The sequence below is a fragment of the Bradyrhizobium sp. WU425 genome, assembly GCF_021052305.1.
Classification (GTDB): domain Bacteria; phylum Pseudomonadota; class Alphaproteobacteria; order Rhizobiales; family Xanthobacteraceae; genus Bradyrhizobium; species Bradyrhizobium canariense_D.
Genome location: NZ_CP088089.1, coordinates 7,089,249 through 7,106,798 on the forward strand (window position 1 = coordinate 7,089,249; position 17,550 = coordinate 7,106,798).

The window sequence follows — 17,550 nt, forward strand, 5'->3', positions numbered from 1 at the left end:
TGTTAATCGACCTCGATGCGCCCCATGCGGTCGTGGTCTCCTCAAGGTCCCACATCTACAACTTCGTTCGCGAAATCGAGCGATGAGGCCTTTTGGTCGCGGGCTGCCTATCCTGTCTTGGACGGGACACAGGTGTCAGGGACCGGACAGACCACCGCGCATTGCGGCGTGTCGCAATGGCCCTCGCACTCCGTACATTTTTTGGCATCGATAACGTAAATGTCGCGCTTCAGACTGATCGCCGCGTTGGGACACTCGAACTCACATGCGCCACAAACGGTGCATTGCGAAGCGACGATCTTGTAAGCCATGCCTTCCGACTCCTTAGGCGAGCGATGCCATGGGCGATCCCTTTCAAATGCCGTGCCAAACGCAGACGCGCTCAATGTTGGGCAATCTGCCCAATTCGGCTGTCCCGGGTCTGAGACCATGTTGCATCTGCGACAGCAACAGGTCGCTTCAATTTCAGGCTACGAGCCCTCGGGCCCTCTTCCGAGCGTCAGTCGCGACTTGACGCTGGAAGCGTCCGTCGGTTTGTTTGGCACGTCAGCGCGGGGGCAAGCGAGGCTGACGCTTCCTCAACCGGCGGCGACAAAAAACCGCCAACGGACGCAGGTCTACGTTGGATCTCGGCAAACCTCCGGTCACACACCCCGACTGGAGGTTTGTGCAAGCCTCGCTCATGGCTGCAACGCTAGCTGCGCGGAGGACTCGCTGGAGGCTTGCCAAAACGGGCTTGTGGTATAACAAGCTTCGGAGGGAAAGGAAGTGGCGGCGGGACGAGCGACACTGGCCCTGCAGACCGAATTGCACTCAGCCTCATGCCTGGTGCCGAGTAGGCATGGCGGTGCTCGTGAGCGTCGCTTGGCCGCACTCAGCCACTCGCAACTATTTTAGACGAGCTGCAGCAGGGTTGAAAGATGACTGTGCAAATTGCTTCAGTGGCATGGCTTTTCCGAACAGATGGCCCTGCGCAAGGTCGAAGCCGAGTTCGGCCACAGCGATTAGGTCAGCCTGGCTCTCCACACCTTCGGCGACGGTGCGCACATTGTACTCTTTGGCGAGATCGACGATATGGCGGCACACCGTTCGCTTGAGGGGCCCATTCGCGCAGCCGCCGACGAACTGACGATCCACTTTCAATTTCAGGAACGGGAATTTTGTCATCCCCATCAGCTGCGGCCAATTGGCACCGACATTGTCGATTGCAAGGCCAATGTTGTGAAAGCGAACCTCACGCGCAACCTCGACCAGGAGATCTAGGTTCTGGATCGCTTCCACGCTCTCGATTTCAATCGTCAAACCGCCGAAAGCGGCGTGCGACGGCATGCGCCGACAGAGATCGCGTACCGCCTGCGGGTCAATCAGGAATGCTGCCGGAAGATTGATGGAGAGATCGATCGAAGTTTGCTGCTCCAGAAGATACTGCCAATCCTTGATCGCGCGGTCGATCACGAACTGCGACAAGTTCCTAAAATGCGGATCGTGAGGTTCCGTGATGAAATAGGCCGGTGGAACAACGCCCCAGGTCGGGTGCCGCATTCGCACATGCGCCTCGGCGCCGCGGCGGCTAAGGGTACACGCGTCAAACTTCGGCTCATACCAGAGCTCAAGCCAGCCAGCGTGTAAGGCTTCTCCGACATGGACCGCGGGACGGGGCGCCGGCTCTCTTGGCAAGAGCATGCCGATCCGATCGCGCAACGTGTCGGCTGCAAACGGCGCCCTGAGCGGCGGCAGCATAGCAAGTCCATATTCACTGCCGACCTGCTGCACTGCCGCCATGATGATCGACTCGCGCGCTCCGAACGCCAGCACTCGGCCTGCAAATTCTTCGCGCACCAGTATCTCGAGCAATCGTCCAGGCTCGATGCGGTCCGAGCCAATGCCGAGCAGGATCAGATCAGGGAACTCCGTGCGGAGTACATGCGGCAACTCGTCAGCAGTCCTGCATTCGCTGATAACAAATCCCATATCCTCCAGCACATCCCGTAGAAAGGCGCGCAGATGCCGCTTGCCGACGGCCAGGCATGCCCGCGGCCGCACCTTACGTTGCCCGAAGATTACAGGTTTCCCTCCGACCAGTTCGGCCTGCCCATGTTCCATCGCAACCACTCCCGTTCCGTGACGGTGCCTTAAACGAGGAGCGAAGGTCCAAACAAGCTGTGCTTCCCGATATCTTTCGATTGTTCGAGATAAGCTTAAGATAGTGCATTAGTGTGCAAAATCTTTCGCGATCTTGCTCAGACGATTTTGTCGGGCGCACGCGTATGATACCTGTCGCGCTTCGCGCAACTTTGTACGATGTCGTACGCGAGGTGGGAATCTCTCCTTCGGACGGACCGAGCTGACGCTCTATGGCGCTGCGATCATCGTGGCGCACGATTTATTGAATAGAGTAGTTCGTGAGCGACGATCGGCAATCACTCTTACGAACGTTTGATCGACATGACCGGCGTGTGCCGTTTGGTGATTGTTTTCCAATCGAAGGCAGCCCATCATGAGTTCGCAGCTGCTCAAGCCGCAGTCGATTCTGAGAACGGCAATGGCTTGCAATTACCTCAGCTCTGTTGCCTATAGCGAGTGTGGACGTGCTGCTTCCTACCGAGCCAGATAGTTGCTCTCAATTGCGTTTTCTGTATCCTCCTGAGCATGAATTTCCTCCAGAGGGCTAAGTCAGGTGTTCGTGTTGGCGCTGAAGGGCAAGGCACGTCCAGCGCGGGCACGGCTTTGCGCAAGAGCGTGCCAGGAGATGAGAACGCGGTTGCAAAAGCGGTCGAAGAGCTACTTTCCGAGTTAGGTGGCCCCGGACCGGAGTTCAGCCTTCAAGGCGCGAAGCAGGCGGCGTTGCGCCTGATTCAGGATCCCGAACAGGGCTTCATTTTTGTCGTTGAGGAACAAGGCACCGGGTAGATTGTAGGGGTAGCTAGCATCTCGGCCGTACAGGCCGTGAGAGCAGCCGGAGCGTACGGCGTGCTTCAGGAGCTATGGATTTCTCGTGACTTCCGGAGCTCTGACTGCGGTCGGCATCTGCTCGAGGCGGTAGATTCGGAGGCGAAGCGACGCGGCTGGCAGATGATTGAGGTTGCGTTGCCTCCGGATGGTTATCCGGCCCTAGAACGGGTACGCCACTTCTACGAGGAGAGGGGATATCGGGTTGGAGGATTGCGCGCGCGCAAGAGGCTCTGACAGTAGTACGACCTCTGCGCCACACACTTGAAGCGCTCTGGGCTAGCGTGCTATCGGTAAAGTCCTTCAAGCAGTAAATCCTGGGCTTGTTCCTTCTCAAAACGAACGCTTCACGCGTGCGTCGCGGCCAAGCATGATCGAGAACCTTGACGCTGATGCGGTGCTGACTCCCACCGCGAGCGGTTACCTCTTCGGCCTTCTTGGCGAGAACGTTCGAAAATATCGGCGATCAATCATTCTGCGTTGTGGGAAGCGATACCGCGACCCGCCCGACCAAAAGGCGACAGGTCGGCGGCGGCCCGTTCCGGGCGGAGCCCGACCCAGCATTACGAATCCTTCTTTTGCGCTTCCCATGCAGTGCGATTACCGGCTCTGGTTTGAGATCACCGCACACAAACGCCATCCATTCGTCACCAATTACATTCTCTCGGCGACTGGCTAGCCAGTCGTCTACCACACTCATTCCTGCAGCTTGGTGCGGCGGACCGGCGCGTGAAAAGATTCCGCACCACCTTGCCACTCCTGCTGGCGAATTTCGAGGAAGGTGAGCGAGATCAGCCATCACACTGATCCGGTAGAAGATTCCGTAATGAGCAATGCGCCGAGTGCCGCGTCCAATACGACATTCGTGCAGCTTCCACCCTGCGCAGGACTGGATGCAAGCGGACCGCTTTCGCCGTTTGGCCCCACCGAAGACGTGGCCGAGGGAATCATGCGCGACAAAGAGCCTCCCTTTTTGATCGACCGTCAGTCCGTCAGGACCGCTCGTCGCGAAGAACCAGCTGAATCGTCCGACTTTCCCCACGCCATCACGCATCAGCGGTACGCGCCAGATGCAATTGTCGCGCGTCATTGCAACGTACATTACGGTCTCGTCCGGACTGAGCACCAGGCCATTCGGGCCCGGGCCATTAGAAATCAAGCAGTCGATCCGGCCGTCAGGGCACAGTCGAAATGCCCGGCCGGTACGATCGTGCAATCCAGTCTGGCCCTGATCGGTGAAATAGATGTCGCGTTTGGTCGCGATATGCAGGTCGTTGCAGCCTCTGAAGGACTCGGAATTGCGGTGGCCCAGCAACGGCCGGATGGTCCCTCTCTGTCGATCGAGCTCCAGGAGACCGTTGATATAGTCGGACACGAGCACCCGGCCGTCCGGAGCAACCTTCAGACGTTCGGCCAGCCGTCGTATTCGATGATCAAAGACCAGACGCCCTCCGGTGAAATCCGGAAATGCGGCCGAAGGGGATCTCGACGACATAGAGATTCCCGGACTGGTCGAACGACGGTCCCTCGATGAAACAATCTACTGGATATGCCCCGCGGTTCGCGTCTGCCCATTCCGAAGAAACACCCGGGCGACGAAACTCCGCCGGCATCGACGAGAACACGCTGGTCTCCATCAGCTTGGGCGGGTTTTCGAGATGCTTATGATGCGCCTTCCAGCCTGCGACGCGGCTGGCCCTCGTATTTGTAGCCGAACTGCTTGGGCATTGGGCCCTTGTTGCGATCGTTGCGCCCAGTTTGCTCCCAGGCGTGAGCCAGGATTCCGACCGCGCGCGACAAGCAGAAGATCCCCCGCGCGAGCGGAGAGGCGAAGCCCAGTTCGCCGTAAATGACCGCCGTCGCGCCATCGATGTTCATCGGAATGAGCATGCTCTTGCGCTGTTGCATCACCCGCTCGATCGCGCGAGCGGCCTTGGCATAATCGCCGCCGACACTGCCCTCGTCAGCTGCGGCATCCACCAGCGCCAATAGCGGGGCCGCGCGCGGGTCGACTGGATGAAACCGGTGGCCGAAGCCCGGCAGATATTTGCTGCGGGTTGCGGTGAAATGGTCGATTGCAGCGCCAGCGGCCTGCTCGATCTCTCGCCCTTGGCGCCGTCGCAGCACATCCTCGTAGAGTTCGATAGCCTGCTCCCCTGCTCCGCCATGCACGTCATCGAGCGTGTTGATTGCCGAGGCCATTGCGCCATTCAGGGGCAGGCCGCAGCTCACCGCCATTTGGGCAATTGCAATGGAGGGCGCGTGCGGACCGTGGTCAACGGATCCAACCAGCGCAGCTTGCAGCAGCTGCTCCTGTGCTGGCGTCGGCAGATTGCCACGCAACATCAGCCAGATCATGGCGGGAAAGGAAACGCGGCCTATCAAATCTTCAATTGGATAACCCCGATAGGCGATGCGACCTGGCGCGATATCGCAAATGGAGGTTCGCCACCAACTGGCCGCTTGCTGTCTCAGTTCTTCTTCGCTCATTTCCAGTTCCGTCCTTTCAACCTGCCGATTGCCAACCGACGCAAGCCGTCCGATGTCATGATATCGGTCCGTCCGTGGCTACGCGGACGGGCAGGAAATCAGCCTCTCCTTGCTTTGGCGTCCCGACGGCTCGGCTTGAGACCAGTTGCTCAACCTCCGCATACGAATAGCCGAGCCGCTGCAGCCATCGCTCAGTGTCTGCTCCGAGCGTCGCAGGTGGTGAAGGCACCGAAAACTCCTCATCCAGCCGGAACCCCGGCCGCGTGATTCGTAACGGCTGCGCACCGTCTTGTTCTGGCGCCAAAGTCTCGACGAATCCGCGCTCAAGGACCTGTGGCTGCTGCAACACTTGCGAGACCGTCAGCACACGGCCGGCAGGGACACCAGCCAGATTCATTTGGGCCTCCCATTCCTCAGCGGGCTTGCAACTCAATGCCTTGTTCAACTCCGCGCTCAGCGCAGCGCGGTTGACCTTGCGCATCTCGCGTCCAGCAAAGCGTGGATCCGCCTTCAGGTCCGGTCGGTCGATCAGGTCGCATAGGGCTTGGTACTGCTTCTGCTCGTTGGCGGAAATGTTCAGCGGGCCCGTCGCGGTGCGAAACGTGCCGGAGGGAGCCGCGGTAAAGTTCTCGTTGCCGATGGGCTGCGGCTCGACCCCGGCGTTCAGGTGGTTGGAGACGACCCATCCCATCGCCGCAACGGTGGCCTCGAGCAGGGACACGTCGATGAACCGACCCCGTTGCCTATGCCGCTGGTCGACCAGAGCCGCGGCGATGGCAAACGCAGCAGTCAGTCCCGCAATCGTGTCCGAGATCGGAAAGCCCGTGCGCAGGGGAGCCGAGGTTATATCGCCGGTGACGCTCATCGCTCCGGAAAGACCCTGGACGATCTGGTCATAGGCCGGACGGGCGGACCACGGTCCGCTCTGCCCAAAGCCGGAGATCGCGCAGTAGACCAGACGCGGGTTCAGCCCGACAAGCACATCAAAGCCGAGGCCAAGGCGTTCCATCACCTTCGGCCGGAAGTTTTCGAGCACCACGTCGGCTTCCTTGACCAGTCGCAAGAACACCTCGCGGCCCGCTTCCGATTTCAGGTCCAGTGCAATCGATTGCTTGCCGGCGTTCACGGCGACAAACGAGAGTCCCTGCAGGCGCTCCGCTCTTTGCGGATCCGCGCCGAGGCGCCGCGCCAGGTCGCCGCCGTTCGGATTTTCCACCTTAATGACCTCCGCGCCAAGGCGCGCAAGATGGTAACCACAGAACGGACCCGCCAACACGTTTGACAGGTCGAGAACGCGTATACCGGTTAGCGGCAGAGACATCTGAAGAGCCTTCTTGTAGGTGATCCGATAGCGAGCGCTTAGTACGCAACTTATTTCAGTTGCTGCGCAGCACGTTCCGCGAATCGATTCGTGAAGGTCTTGATGAGGTCGATCTTTGCGGCTGCGATCTTCGGATCAAAGTCGCCTAGGACAGCGAGCGGGACCTTGGCCGCGTCGATGTCCATCTGACCGGTTGGCGAGAACAGCGCTTTCGACGCGTTCATGATCTCGATGTTCACCTCGCGATTGTCGGTCTTGTATGCAGGAGGCATCGCGTCGACGAGTTGTTCCGTCGACGCCGTGTTGATCCAGCGGTGGGTTTTGAGCAAGGCGTTGACGAGGCGCTGGACCGTTTCTGGATTTTTGTCGATGAAGGTCTGCTGCAGGTAGAGACAGGCGGTCGGATAGATTCCGCCAAAGGCCTGTTTTGAGCCTTCGAGTGTGCGCGCGTCGAACAGCGGCGTCGCACTCTTTTTGCGCGCGAGAAGGGTCGCAATCGGGTCGAAATAGACGAGCGCGTCGATATTCCTGGCCTCGAGCGCCACCATGCCGGGTGCCCCGCTGCCGACCGCGATAATGTTCACGTCGCGCGGACCCAACCCAGATTTCTTGATGTAGTAGCGCGCCATGGTGTCGGTCGATGACCCCGGCGCCGTGATCCCGAGCTTGAGGCCCTTCAGGTCGGCACCGGACTTGACCTTGTCAGCGAGGCCGCTGCGGACACCGAGCAACACGCCGGGAATGTCATTGAGCAGGAACACGCAGGAAATCTGTTTGCCCTGCGCCTGCATCTGAATGGTGTGATCGTAAAAGCCGACTGTCCCGTCCACCGAACCGCCGACCAGCGCCTGCAAAGCCTTCGAACCACCGGCCTGGAAGTTTTCGACGCTCACCTCAAGGCCCTGGTCCTTAAACGAACCGAGCTTCACACCAAGCTCGAGAGGCATATAGTTGAGGATCTGTGATCCCACTGCGATCTTCAATTTTGTCTTCTCCGGCTCGGCGGCATGCGCTGAAATGAGCGGCAATACAGCTGCCGCGATAACCACCATCAGTCTCGGAAAAGCGTGCATGGGAACCTCCGTGAGAATGGGAGCGCTACGATCAAACTTCGTGGGCAGGTGCCGGCCGCCAGACCAGCAGCCGCTTTTCCACCCGGTCGACGATGGCATCGAGCGCGATGACGAAAGCGGAGAGGACGATGATCCCTGCGAAGACACCGGCGGCATCAAGGACGCCCTCGGCCTGCGCAATCAGGTGCCCCAATCCTGCGGACGAACCGAGATATTCGGCGACCACCGCTCCCATCACGGCCATGCCGACAGATACCCGCAGACTCGACAGGATCCACGTGGTGGCGGACGGCAGGTAGACATGGCGCAGCAGGGAGGACTTCGATGCACGTAGCAGGCGCGCATTCGCGAGCACGACCGGATTGACCTCGCGAACGCCCTGAAAGGTGTTGAAAAAAGCGACGAAGAGAACCAGCGTCACGCCCAGCGCGACCTTGGAGGTGAGGCCCAATCCGAACCAGATGACAAAAATGGGCCCCAGCAAGATGCGCGGGATCGCATTGAACATCTTGATGAAGGGCTGAACGACCTCGGCCGCAAACGGGCTTAAGCCCAACCAGATACCAAGCGCCGTGCCGATCCCGATACCAGCCAGGAAAGACAGGACCGTCTCCAGCAGTGTTATGCTGACATCGGTCCAGAAGTCGGCCGTTGACATCCACTCTCCGATCCTTGCGATGAGTGTCGACGGGGCCGGAAAGAAGAACGGGTCGATCAACCCGGCCCGCACGCCCAATTCCCAGATCAGGATCAGCCCAAGCACGATGGCGAACTGCGTGAGAGCGACCTTACCCCTGCGTGGCATAGCTTTTCTCCACTTCGGCGCCGAGCAGCGACCAGATTTCACGGTAAAGCGCGACGAACTCGTCGGTGGTCTGTAGCGCCGAGACGTCGCGGGGACGAGGCAGCGTGATCCTGACATCGCCAACCATGCGGCTCGCGGGACCGGCAGACATCACAACGACGCGGTCCGCCAGCGTGATCGCCTCATCGAGGTCATGGGTGATGAAAACGAGTGAGCGCCGGTCCGCCTGCCATAGCTCGAGCAGGATGCGATGCATGAGGCGGCGCGTGTGAACGTCCAGCGCGGAGAAAGGCTCATCCATCAGGACGATCTTCGGCTCCATGATCAGGGTCTGCGTCATGGCGACCCGCTTGCGCTGGCCGCCGGACAATTGGTGCGGATAGCGCTCCTCGAACCCTTTCAAGCCAACCTTGGCGAGCCAGGGCCGCGCCTGCTCGCGCGCTTTCGCGATCGAGCTTCCCTGAAACACCAGCCCGAGGCCGACATTGTCCTGGGCTGTTTTCCAGGGCAGCAGCCCTTCCTGTTGCAGCATGTAGCCGGACTGACCGTTCAGGCCCCTAAGCGATTTGCCGAAAATGCGAACCTCGCCGGCGGCCGGCTTCAGCAGTCCGGTGACAGTATTGAGAATGGTCGATTTTCCGCAGCCGGTCGGCCCGACCACTGCAACGAATTCGGTTTCGCCGACCTGGAGGTTCATGCTTTTCACGGCGGTGAAGTCGCCGAAGCGAATCATTACGTCGCGCAGGTCGACGGCAAGTGCCGGCTGCCCTTCCATTGTTTCGCTCCGCAGAACCTGTTCTAAGCCTCAAAACAGGTAACTTTTGCTCTATCCGGAGTCAATTGCATTCTGCAACACAGAACGCAGATGAGCATGGGACACTGGACTTTCTATCCATTCTGGATATCTGTTCTGCAGAACAGAACACGAGGCTGTATCAATGGCAAAGACAGGGGTTGATGCGGTCGGGCGCGCCCTGGCGATCCTCAAGGCCTTCGGTCCTGAGCGCGCAGCTATGACGCTGACCGAGATTGCCGAGGCGACGGACTTCTACAAGAGCACGGTCCTTCGCCTTGCCGCATCCCTGGAAGCGGACGGATTCCTGGTGCGGGGGACCGACCGCCTATTTCGACCCGGACCGGAGCTATGGCGCCTTGGGGCGCTCTATCAGCGTGGGCTGGACCTCGGTGACCTGATCAGACCCTCGCTCCATCGTCTGGTCGAAGCAACCGGAGAGACCGCATCCTTCTACATCGCGGAGGGCGACGAGCGCATTTGCCTTTATCGCGTTAATTCTCCGCGTTCCGTCCGGCATCACCTCGAAGAAGGACAACGATTGCCGATTGATCGTGGCGCTGCGGGCCGCGTTCTTACCGCTTACCGCGATTTTGCATTAGCTGGTGGAAAGAAGATCAGAGATCGTGGCTTCTACGTCTCGATCGGCGAGCGTGATCCTGAGGTTGCGGCCGCAGCGGTGCCCGTCATCGATGTCTATGGCAAATTGCGGGGCGCGCTCTCAGTCTCCGCCATTCGCACTCGCTTTGATGCAGATGCTCGGAAATCTGCCGTTGAAGTGCTGAAGTCCGAGGCTAAAGCGCTGATTGGTTTGCTGCCTGCAACTGAGCGCTGAGCTACAATGGCAGCGTTCTGTTTATAACGCACAGCTCAGCGGGTGCCGCAATGGCCTCTCCTGAGCGTAGCGCGCATTTCTCGCATTGTTGAGGCCTGCAGATCATCCTCGATCTCGACGCCACCCATCCCTACACGGACATCAGGAGGGAGGCTTCTTCAAGGCTATTACGCTGCTCGTGTGATGTGTGCTGGTGCGCGTGTTCTGGAGCCGTCATGGCCTGACGGCCAAGCTGCGGCGCGCCGACATCGATGCAAGCGCGGTTAGGACGTTTCGCGGATTGTGCGGCCTAAAGCCGGATGGGGTTAGACCGAATCGATTTGGGATTGAACGAAGCCGCTGTCTCAGCGTGCGTGGCGAGGTGGCGTAGATCGCCTCCTGGCGGAGAGGATGTGGGTGTTGGAGCCCCCCTCAGACAGGGTATTGAGATGGCCGATTTGAGCCCTCTTCGCCGCCGCATGATCGAGGATATGACAGTCCGCAATCTGTCGCCGGCGACGCAGCGATCCTACATCAGCGCGGTTTCGAAGTTCAGCCGCTATTTCGGCCGATCGCCTGAGCGGTTGGAGCTGGAAGACGTCCGGGCCTTCCAGGTGCATCTGGTCTCGACCGACATCTCATGGCCGGCGCTGAACCAGATCATCGTCTGTGCGCTACGGTTTTTCTACGGCGTCACGCTCGGCGAGGCGCTCATCCCCGAGCGCATTCCCTATGCGCGAGAGCCCCGCAAGCTGCCGGTCGTTCTCAGCGCCGACGAAGTGGTGCAGTTCCTCGAGGCGGTGTCGAGCCTGAAGAGCCGCGCCGCGCTCACCACCGCCTATGCGGCCGGCCCCAGGGCCTCCGAGGTCGCGGGACTGCGGATCGAAGACATCGACAGCACCCGCGGTGTCATCCAGGTGCGCCACGGCAAAGGCGCGAAGGATCGCAACGTGATGCTGTCGTCCCAACTGCTCGGCATCCTGCGCACCTACTGGCGGCTCGCCCGGCCGCGGCTTTATCTGTTCCCTGGGCGTGACGAAGGTCACCCGATTGATCCGACCGTGTTGCATGCCGCCTGCCGCTCGGCGGTCAAGGCTGCGGGCCTGACCAAGCGCGTCACGCTGCACACGCTGCGCCACAGCTTCGCGACACATCTTCTGGAGAACGGAATCGACATCCGGATCATCCAGGTACTGCTCGGGCACAATAAACCGTCGTCGACGGCGCGCTACACGCAGGTCGCCACCCATACGATCCGGGCGACGCAGAGCCCGCTCGACCGCGTGTCGCTGGAGGTGACGCCACCGGCATGACAACGGCTCCGGGATCCGGCTTATGACCCGCCCCGACGTCCGCCCGCACCGACCCGCCATCGAGATTGCCGATATCTTGCGCCGGCATGGCGACGCCTATCGTCGTGACCATGCCGGTCATCTCGGTCGCGTCGAGCGGCGGGTGATGAACCAAGGCGCTCGGCGGCCATGTCGAGGCCTGCAATGACTGCGGCATGACGCGGATCGCCTATAATTCCTGCCGGAATCGGCATTGTCCGAAGTGTCAGGGGCCAGCCCGAGCCGCGTGCCGTGCCGCGCGAGAAGCCGACCTGCTGCCGGTTCCCTACTTCCACGTCGTCTTTACGCTTCCTGCACCGATCGCCGCGATTGCTTTCCAAAACAAGGCGGTCGTCTATGCCATCCTGTTTAAGGCCGCCGCCGAGGCGATGACCGACGCTTGCTGCCAATCCGCGCCGGCTCGGCGCGGAGATCGGCGGCGTCGCGGTCCTGCACACCTGTGGACAAGCGCTAACGCATCATCCCCACATTCACTGTGTCGTGCCGGGCGGCGGCCCGTCACCTGATGGAACACGCTGGATCGCCAGCCGACCGAACTTCTTCCTGGCCGTCAAACCGCTGTCCCGGCTCTTTCGCTGGCTTTTTCTCAAACGCCTGATCGGGGTCTTCAACGCCGGCGCCTTGCGCTTCTTCGGCGATCTTGCTTCTCTTGCCGAACTCGACGCTTTCGCTGGTCGCATCAAAGCCATGCAGCGCGTCAACTGGGTCGCTTGCGCCAAGCGGCCCTTCGGCGGACCCGCACAGGTGCTGGCCTATCTCGGCCGCTATACCCATCGCGTCGCGATCGCCAACAGCCGGCTCGTCGCACCCGACAACGATCATGTTGCCTTCACATGGAAGGATTACCGCCAGGACGGCGCGACAAAGATTATGAAGCTCAAGCCCGACGAGTTCATTCGCCGCTTCCTGCTTCATACGCTGCCCGACGGTTTCCATCGCATCCGCCACTTCGGCTTCATGGCCAAACGCCATCGCGCTGCCAAGCTCGCCTTTTGCCGCGAACTTCTCGATCATGAGACAGCCCCAAACGACAGCGAGCCGCCGCCTGTGGATTTGGAAGCTCAAACCTGGGCCGAAGTTCCTGCCTGGCCCGATTGTGGTGGCGTGATGCGCATCATTGAGCGCTTTCGACACAGCTTCAGATGCTCCAGCCCTCGAACATCACCGTTCCGATGCGACACATCGTGAGCCAAGTCATGCCGTGCACGACGATCATCATTCGTCATTTCGCTCCCGGCGTCTCGATCATCGCGGACGATGTCGACTCCGTGCTTTCACACTCCGCGACAACAACGGTCCGATGCAGCAAAATGCCTATCGCGATCTCCAGTGAAGCGCGTCTGATCTCAACTCTTCCCCGACGCGCACATCTCGTGTCTCTGCCTCACGCGCCGAGCCAGCAGATCGGGCCTTCCGATCTCGAACGTGCTGCATGCTCTGGTCCTCGTCTTCGGCCAGAACGAACGTCAAACTGGATTAAGCCCGAGGGGCAGGGTCAACACCCACGCCTTCCTCGGCGGTGCAAAATCCATGCGCCAGATTCGTGTGGGCGTCGGCGGCGCCACTACAACGATCGCGTGGTTGCCCCCAGCGCATCCAGTACGAGAGCAACCTATGGCGTGAGGACACGACGCGGCAATCCTCAGCGCGCGGCAATCCTCAGATGGGCTGTGACGGGCGTCTTTTGGAGCCTCGTACGACTCTCACGGCTACTCGCCGTTCCCAGCCGGTGGTCGGCCGCAGTCGACTCTTCTGGCGCGATTTGGCGGATTGTTAGCAAAGTTGCGCGACTGTCCGACCGCCTACATCTGTTCGTCGGAGCCGTGGCCTCTCGCGAGATCTCGTGTCCGTTGCATCGTGCGGGAAAAATATTCGTCGCGCTCGCGGCGCACGCGCTCTTGATGCGCCCTGAAATTCGCAACTCGTTTGCTGATGTGCTCTCGCTCGGAGGTGTTCCAGCTCAACCGCCGGGCAGAATCGGGCGGGGAAGCTTTTGCGATTGGCGCGATGGGTGCTACCAGCTTTGGAATAGGCGCTACGCTCCGTGCGCGTTCTACGAGTGCCGCGGATTGTTGAACCAGCGCCTCCAGTTCGTTCTTCCAGTTCATCTTCCATGTTCTCCGAACAGTCATGGGAGCATGCTAATTTGGTGCGGTACGCTCGTCCAGCTACCCCTTTTGGTAGTTGCGAGGCCGCTGCTTGTCCTCAAAATAGTGGCCGATGAGCCATCTGGGCCGATGAAATTCGCGGCTTCCCTGCTAGGAGAACTTCCCACGTAACCTTCGTCACCCAAGTGACGCAACAGGATGGAAGATCAGAAAGATGCGACCTGGGTCAAACCCGTCGGCTGTGCCTGGTCTCTGGCATGAAAGCATGATCGCCCAGGCTCGCCATACTCGAACTCCTCAAGCGAACTACGCTGACGCCGAAGCAGCGGAGATTGTGCGTCAATGCGCGAATCGCCCGAATGGTCCGACCAGAACTACCCTACAGTATTGCTCAAATAGGAGATGGGAGTGGCGAGGGGTGTTGTGAAATGGTTTAACGCGACGAAGGGTTTCGGCTTCATTCAGCCGGATGGGGGCGGCCAAGACATTTTTGTACACATAAGCGCCCTGGAGCGCGCTGGCGTCTCTGACCTGCGGGAAGGGCAGGCAGTCTCTTACGAGCTTAAAGTCGACCCGAGGCGCGGTAAAAGCAGTGCGGAAGATCTGCGTGTCTGATTTCATGTCGTAGGCGTCTGGCCTCAGCCCCCCTCCCAAGTCTGGCGCTTACCTCGGAACGACCCCAGCCGCTTTAAGCACTGGGGTCGTTTCATTTCTCGCCAATTTTCGACGTTTCGCGGGTCCGAATACAAGAGAACGTAGCTAGCGATGCTCGCTAGCGCAACGCCTCTTTGTCCCGTTTGGTAGACGGGTAACAGTCAGTCCGCCCGCTCGTCATAGCGCGATTTGAAGGCGCTCGCGAGCGGCTTATTGGTCGGAAGGTCATCCTCGCCGATCATCCTGGACTGGAGGTGGTGGCGCCGGCGCTGATCAAACCCGATACCATGCTGCGGCGCGAGTTCAACAGTGTGGACCAACGAAGGGATGGGAAAGCTAAGCAAGGACTCTCGAGCGGTTCGAGAGGGCTACGACATAAGGCTATTGCTGCGCGAGCTCCCTTCGCCGGACGTTGGATCCGGTCAAGGTCGCCAGCCTCGAGGGCTCACAAGCAGGCAATTCGTAGATTGTGGGCAGGCTCCTCAACGCCCTCCATCAGGAGCCTTCGGGGATCACGACGCCGCACCTGCGGCCGCGGTTGTGCATGCGGTCGCCGCGTTCTTTGCTCAGCCACACGCCTGGCGCGTACGCTGAAGCTGAAACCGCGTAGTCGCCCTTCAAGTGCTGGATGATCTCGCCGAGAAATGATACGCAGCGGCGATGATCGTTTACCTTCACATCAATAAGTGTCGGGGCAGGGCTGGATTGAATTTACCTTAATTGGGCGGGGCCATCTTTGGTGAGTGCTCGTCCAGTCGCCACGCCATTATGGGATCGCTCTCCGCCCTAGAGCCTCTCGTCGTGGAGGTTGGCAATCCTCTTGGCAGCGAACCGGCTAGAACTGAAAATCGAATTTTGAGATGCGCGAAGGCAATGCCGAACTCACCTATCGGAATTCCAAGGGGATTTTGCTGAGCCGGGACATTTCGGGCGTCCACCACCGATCCGCGCCCCTCGTAGTCTAATTTATTTAACCGCGGAACGCTTCCGTCCATCATTCGGGCTTCGCACGGACCAACATACGGCCCGTTGGCATCGCGCGTTGAAGCCCACTTGAGGATTCAAAGCCGGAGCGGCTGCTAGCATCAATGCTAAAGCTCGATCCGTCCTCCTAATGAACCAGCGCATGCGACGGCACCTTGAAACATCGCGCTTCCGATCGGCACCAAGCGTCGGCGCCTATCTGGGTCTTACGCCTCGACGCAACCACTCTGGCGAAACTGGGCAAGATATCACGATGGGGCGACCGTCTTCTCCCAACCTGCCTGTACGAGGCGGCGATCGTCCTGCTTCATCGAACGAAGAAATGGTCCTCTCTTAGGGCTTGGGGCATGAAGCTCGCTAAGCGGATTGGCATGCGAAAGGCAAAGGTCGCCATCGCGCGCAAACTCGCCATCCTTCTTCACTGTATCTGGGTCTACGGCACATCGTTCGTACGCACACGACGAAGGCCGCCTGATTGACGCATGCGCGCGAGCGCGACGAGCTCTATGAAGGGCGTTGCGTAAAGATCAGGCAGCCTGCTGATCGGCGGGAGTGTCGCCTTGGCGGAGGAGCTTCCATTCCCAGGGCAGCAGTTCGTCCAGACGCGATACGGGAAGATCGGCGATACGGGCGACGATATCGGCGAGCCAGGCCTTGGGATCGACATCGTTAAGACGGCAGGTGGTGATCATCGTCAGCATGATGGCGGCGCGGTCGGCACCGCGCAGGCTGCCGGCGAAGGTCCAATTGCGCCTTCCCAAGGCGATGCCGCGCAACGCTCTTTCGGCGGCGTTGTTGGTGAGGCAGATCCTGCCATCGTCGAGGAAGCGGGCAAAGTCGGCCCAGCGCCTGAGCATGTAATTCATGGGCTTCAGGACCTCGGAGGAGCGCGAGAGGGGTTCGCGCTCGAGGAGCAGCCAGGCATGCATGTCCTCGAGAAGCGGCTTGCTCTTTTCGTGGCGCACGGCGCGCCGCTCGTCGGCGCCGCGGCCGTTGATGGCGCGCTCGATCTCGAACAACGCGTCGAGGCGTCTGACCGCCTCCAACGCGATCGGCGAGACCGGTTTGCCCCTGTGGCCTTCCCGGGCGTTCTTCTCGATGTCGGCCAGCTCGAAGAAGCCCCGCCGCGCATGGGCAAAGCAAAACGCCGGCGTAATCGGCAGCACCTTCTTCTGCGGATCGAACAACGGCTCGAAGCCGTTGTAGCAATCAGCTTGCAGGATACCGGTGAAGGCGGCCAGATGCTTCTGTGGATGCTCGCCTCGACGGTCGCTCGAGGCGTAATAGACCGCCGCCGGTGGCGCTGGCCCGGCGAAGGGCCGGTCATCCCGCACATATGTCCAGATCCGACCGGTCTTGCACTTGCCCTTCGCCAGGATGCGGATGGTGGTGTCGTCGCCATGCAGGCGCTCGGCAGCAAGCACATGGCGTTCGATCAAGTGGAGAGAGTGGCATGACGGCGAAGGTCCCGTGGCCGACCTGGTCGGCCAGCGTCGACAATGGCAGGTCGATCCCCTCGGCCTTAAAGCGCGCACTCTGGCGGTTAAGCGGGATGTGCATGCCGAACTTGTCGAACAGAATCGTCGCCAGCAATTGTGGGCCGATGAAGCCGCGCGGCGTGGCATGGAACGGCGCCGGCGGCTGGCTGATCTTCTCGCAATCGCGGCAGGTGAACTTCTCGCGCACTGTCTCGATGACCTTGAAGCGGCGCGGGATCTCCTCCAGCGTCTTGGTCACATCCTCGCCGATCTTCGCCAGCCGCGATCCGCCGCAGCAGGCGCAGCTCGTCGGAGCCTCGATAACGATGCGCTCGTGTTCGATGTCGTCCGGCCAGGGCTTGCGTACCGGCCGCTTGCGCGTGAAGGCGCGCACGCTCTGGGTCTTCGCCGCCGCGGCCTGAGCCGCAAGCTCATCCTCGCTCGCCGTGGTGGCGAGTTCTTCGAGTTCCAATTCCAATTGTTCGATCAGACGCGCCGTGCGCTCGGAGCCCCGCCCGTACAGTTCGCGCTTGAGCTTCTCGATCCGCAGCTCGAGATGCGCGATCAGCGCCGCGTTGTCCGACAGCTCCGCCCGCGCACTGGCAGCCACCGCCTCGGCGAGCAGCCGCGCCTCACGCTCGGCCTGCAGCGCCGCCAGGGCACTCACAAGGTCCGATGGAAGTTCGTCCGGCTTCGATATCATGAAGCCATTGAATCAGATCAAGCAGC

15 protein-coding genes and 2 pseudogenes are annotated in these 17,550 nt (G+C 60.5%); 7 read left to right on the top strand and 10 right to left on the bottom strand.

Features of this window, described 5'->3' with window-relative positions; all coding sequences use genetic code 11:
- Nucleotides 1-107: 107 nt before the first annotated feature.
- Both BcanWU425_RS33865 and BcanWU425_RS33870 read right to left on the bottom strand, forming a co-directional pair.
- A complete protein-coding gene (locus BcanWU425_RS33865; protein ID WP_007600001.1) occupies nucleotides 108-311 on the bottom strand; it encodes a 4Fe-4S binding protein in 204 nt (67 codons plus the stop codon).
- Nucleotides 312-888: 577 nt separating this feature from the next.
- On the bottom strand, nucleotides 889-2,103 hold the full coding sequence (locus BcanWU425_RS33870) for an EAL domain-containing response regulator (protein WP_231189479.1): 1,215 nt from the start codon (nucleotides 2,101-2,103) through the stop codon (nucleotides 889-891).
- Between the two features lie 546 nt (nucleotides 2,104-2,649).
- Here BcanWU425_RS33870 and BcanWU425_RS33875 point away from each other — a divergent pair.
- Nucleotides 2,650-2,910 carry a hypothetical protein gene (locus BcanWU425_RS33875; RefSeq protein WP_231189480.1) on the top strand — a complete coding sequence of 87 codons (261 nt, stop codon included), beginning with the start codon at nucleotides 2,650-2,652 and terminating at the stop codon, nucleotides 2,908-2,910.
- Between the two features lie 60 nt (nucleotides 2,911-2,970).
- A complete protein-coding gene (locus tag BcanWU425_RS33880) occupies nucleotides 2,971-3,186 on the top strand; it encodes a hypothetical protein (RefSeq protein ID WP_231189482.1) in 216 nt (71 codons plus the stop codon).
- 229 nt (nucleotides 3,187-3,415) lie between these two features.
- On the opposite strand, the gene BcanWU425_RS33885 is transcribed toward BcanWU425_RS33880, so the two are convergent.
- The 6 genes from BcanWU425_RS33885 to BcanWU425_RS33910 form a co-directional block, all read right to left on the bottom strand.
- Nucleotides 3,416-4,444, bottom strand: coding sequence for an SMP-30/gluconolactonase/LRE family protein (locus BcanWU425_RS33885; RefSeq protein ID WP_311979623.1), 1,029 nt, complete (start codon nucleotides 4,442-4,444; stop codon nucleotides 3,416-3,418).
- Between the two features lie 167 nt (nucleotides 4,445-4,611).
- Nucleotides 4,612-5,439 (bottom strand): citryl-CoA lyase, encoded by an 828-nt coding sequence (locus BcanWU425_RS33890; RefSeq protein WP_007605586.1) that lies wholly within the window; start codon nucleotides 5,437-5,439, stop codon nucleotides 4,612-4,614.
- Nucleotides 5,440-5,494: 55 nt separating this feature from the next.
- Nucleotides 5,495-6,760, bottom strand: a complete 1,266-nt coding sequence (locus BcanWU425_RS33895; protein ID WP_085383734.1) for a CaiB/BaiF CoA transferase family protein — start codon at nucleotides 6,758-6,760, stop codon at nucleotides 5,495-5,497.
- Between the two features lie 50 nt (nucleotides 6,761-6,810).
- Nucleotides 6,811-7,932 carry an ABC transporter substrate-binding protein gene (locus tag BcanWU425_RS33900; protein ID WP_231189483.1) on the bottom strand — a complete coding sequence of 374 codons (1,122 nt, stop codon included), beginning with the start codon at nucleotides 7,930-7,932 and terminating at the stop codon, nucleotides 6,811-6,813.
- Complete coding sequence (locus BcanWU425_RS33905) at nucleotides 7,865-8,638, bottom strand: ABC transporter permease (RefSeq protein WP_007605581.1); 774 nt, start codon at nucleotides 8,636-8,638, stop codon at nucleotides 7,865-7,867. Before BcanWU425_RS33905 ends, BcanWU425_RS33900 begins: the two co-directional genes overlap by 68 nt.
- Nucleotides 8,622-9,413, bottom strand: a complete 792-nt coding sequence (locus tag BcanWU425_RS33910; RefSeq protein WP_007605580.1) for an ABC transporter ATP-binding protein — start codon at nucleotides 9,411-9,413, stop codon at nucleotides 8,622-8,624. Before BcanWU425_RS33910 ends, BcanWU425_RS33905 begins: the two co-directional genes overlap by 17 nt.
- A gap of 163 nt (nucleotides 9,414-9,576) precedes the next feature.
- Here BcanWU425_RS33910 and BcanWU425_RS33915 point away from each other — a divergent pair, with 163 nt between their 5' ends.
- From BcanWU425_RS33915 to BcanWU425_RS33925, 3 genes and pseudogenes are all read left to right on the top strand, one after another.
- A complete protein-coding gene (locus BcanWU425_RS33915) occupies nucleotides 9,577-10,266 on the top strand; it encodes an IclR family transcriptional regulator (RefSeq protein WP_085383736.1) in 690 nt (229 codons plus the stop codon).
- A 428-nt stretch (nucleotides 10,267-10,694) separates the two neighbouring features.
- Nucleotides 10,695-11,558: a tyrosine-type recombinase/integrase gene (locus BcanWU425_RS33920; protein ID WP_204513326.1), complete on the top strand. Its 864-nt coding sequence runs from the start codon at nucleotides 10,695-10,697 to the stop codon at nucleotides 11,556-11,558.
- Nucleotides 11,559-11,580: 22 nt separating this feature from the next.
- Nucleotides 11,581-12,785 (top strand): annotated as a pseudogene (locus tag BcanWU425_RS33925) (IS91 family transposase).
- A gap of 614 nt (nucleotides 12,786-13,399) precedes the next feature.
- Here BcanWU425_RS33925 and BcanWU425_RS33930 read toward each other — a convergent pair.
- Nucleotides 13,400-13,705 carry a hypothetical protein gene (locus BcanWU425_RS33930; RefSeq protein ID WP_007605576.1) on the bottom strand — a complete coding sequence of 102 codons (306 nt, stop codon included), beginning with the start codon at nucleotides 13,703-13,705 and terminating at the stop codon, nucleotides 13,400-13,402.
- Between the two features lie 408 nt (nucleotides 13,706-14,113).
- On the opposite strand from BcanWU425_RS33930, the gene BcanWU425_RS33935 reads away from it, so the two are divergent.
- Together BcanWU425_RS33935 and BcanWU425_RS33940 are read left to right on the top strand one after the other, a co-directional pair.
- Complete coding sequence (locus BcanWU425_RS33935; RefSeq protein WP_204513325.1) at nucleotides 14,114-14,320, top strand: cold-shock protein; 207 nt, start codon at nucleotides 14,114-14,116, stop codon at nucleotides 14,318-14,320.
- Nucleotides 14,321-15,509: 1,189 nt separating this feature from the next.
- A pseudogene (locus tag BcanWU425_RS33940) lies at nucleotides 15,510-15,822 on the top strand (transposase); the annotation flags it as partial.
- 48 nt (nucleotides 15,823-15,870) lie between these two features.
- On the opposite strand, the gene tnpC reads toward BcanWU425_RS33940, so the two are convergent.
- A protein-coding gene (gene tnpC, locus BcanWU425_RS33945; protein ID WP_231189485.1) for an IS66 family transposase occupies nucleotides 15,871-17,524 on the bottom strand; the annotation gives its coding sequence in 2 pieces (ribosomal slippage) (nucleotides 15,871-16,788 and nucleotides 16,790-17,524; 1,653 coding nt in all).
- Nucleotides 17,525-17,550: the final 26 nt, after the last annotated feature.